This is a genomic window from Xanthomonas sp. D-99, from assembly GCF_017746145.1.
GTDB classification, from domain to species: domain Bacteria; phylum Pseudomonadota; class Gammaproteobacteria; order Xanthomonadales; family Xanthomonadaceae; genus Xanthomonas; species Xanthomonas cissicola.
In genome coordinates, this window is record NZ_JAGHWU010000031.1 from 1 (window position 1) to 1,653 (window position 1,653).

Annotated in this window: 1 protein-coding gene and 1 pseudogene; both read right to left on the minus strand. The window is 61.2% G+C overall.

The annotated features are described in order from the left end of the window. Positions 1–48: 48 nt before the first annotated feature. Positions 49–817: pseudogene (istB, locus tag J7360_RS12720) on the minus strand (IS21-like element helper ATPase IstB). Next, the coding region (gene istA / locus J7360_RS12725; RefSeq protein ID WP_244667805.1) for an IS21 family transposase at positions 817–1,653 on the minus strand (837 nt) is incomplete at its 5' end. The pseudogene istB and the gene istA, both read right to left, overlap by 1 nt.

Consider the following 1,653-nt stretch of genomic DNA (forward strand, 5'->3'; position numbering starts at 1 on the left):
TGTCAACAACAACTTCAAACTGACCCACCTTGAACGCTGATCAGCAACTTAGAGTTGACCCACCTCGATGGGTTCGGCAGTTTGGCGGGATGGAATGAGGCCGGCCTTGCGTTTGTCTTTGAGTCGGAAGCTTTCTCCTTTGATCTGGATGACGTGGGCGTGGTGCAACAATCGATCCGAAGGCTTGATCCCATTGTCCGAACGGCAAGTTGCTGGTCAGCACCATGGCCGCCTTCTCGTAGCGCTTGGCCACGACCTGGAAGAACAGATTGGCCTGGTCGCGATTCATCGGCAGGTAACCGATCTCGTCGATGATGAGCAGCCGTGGCCCCATCACGTTGCGGCGGATGAAATCGGCCAAGCGATCCTGGCGTTGGGCCGCACTCATGGCCACCATCAGGTCGGCGGCACTGACGAAGCGGGTTTTCATGCCGGCCTGGGTGGCCAAATAGCCCAAGCTGATCGCCAGGTGGGTTTTGCCGACGCCGGAGGGACCCAACAGCACCAGATTCTCGGCCCGCTCGACGAACGCAAGTCCGGACAGTTCCTGCATTGCCTTCTTGCTGGTGCCATGGGCCGCGGTGAAGTCGAACTGCTCCAAGGTCTTGATCACGGGGAAGCCGGCCACCCGGGCCAGCATGTGTCGCGAACGGCTTTGCCGTGTGGTCACTTCATTTTTGAGCAGTCCTTCCAGGAAATCGGCGAAGCTCAGTTGGTTGCTCACCGCTTTGCTAGCCAGTTCCGGGTAGTGCGTGGCCATCGCCTCCAGCTTCAGTTGGCCACACAGTTCATGGATGCGCTGATGTTGCAATTGCATCAGTGCACCTCCGGGAACAATTGCTCATAGACCGACAAGGCGTGCTGCAAGGGCTGTCGGGGAAAGCGTTCCCAGTCCGGTGCTGCCGCTTGGGCGGGCGGGGCCGCTTTGGGCAACTGACCGACGTAGGTCGATGGCACGCCTTGCAGCGCCGCGCATTCTTGCTGCAATTGCTGTTGCGGCACCTTCCCGGTCGTGCCATGCACGCGGGCATTGGCCGTGGTGCGCAACCACGTCAGCACCGCCGTATTGGCGGTATCGGCGTCCAGGCGTAGACCGTCCTGGGCCAGCTTGGACGCCAACGGATTGTAGAAGCTGCGCCGCAGGTAACCGTTGAAGCGTTCGACCTTGCCCTTGGTCTTGGCACGATAGGGGCGACACAGCTTGGGGGCGAAGCCGTAGTGTCCGGCAAAGTCCAGGAAGGCCGGCTGGAAGCGATGTTGGCCCGGACCGTAAGCATCGCGTTCGAGCACAACGGTTTTCATGTTGTCGTACAGCACCTGGCGCGACACGCCGCCGAAGAACGCAAAGGCATGCTCATGGCACGCTAGCAGCGTCTCCAGCCGCTCATCGGTGACAAACTCCACGTAGCTGGCCCGTGACCAGCCTAGCGTAGCCACAAACGCCGACAGTGGATGTTTGCCGCGTCGGAAGACAATCCAGTCGCACTGCAACTGCTGTCCGGGCGGGGTCTCAAAACGCACCAGCGGCTCTTGCGGACGGACCACGCGCAGGCTGCGCATGAACTGGCGCAGCCGCGACATGCCGCCCCGATAGCCCAACAGCGCGATCTCCTGCTTGATCACCGTGGCCGGCAACCAGGCCGGATGCGCTGC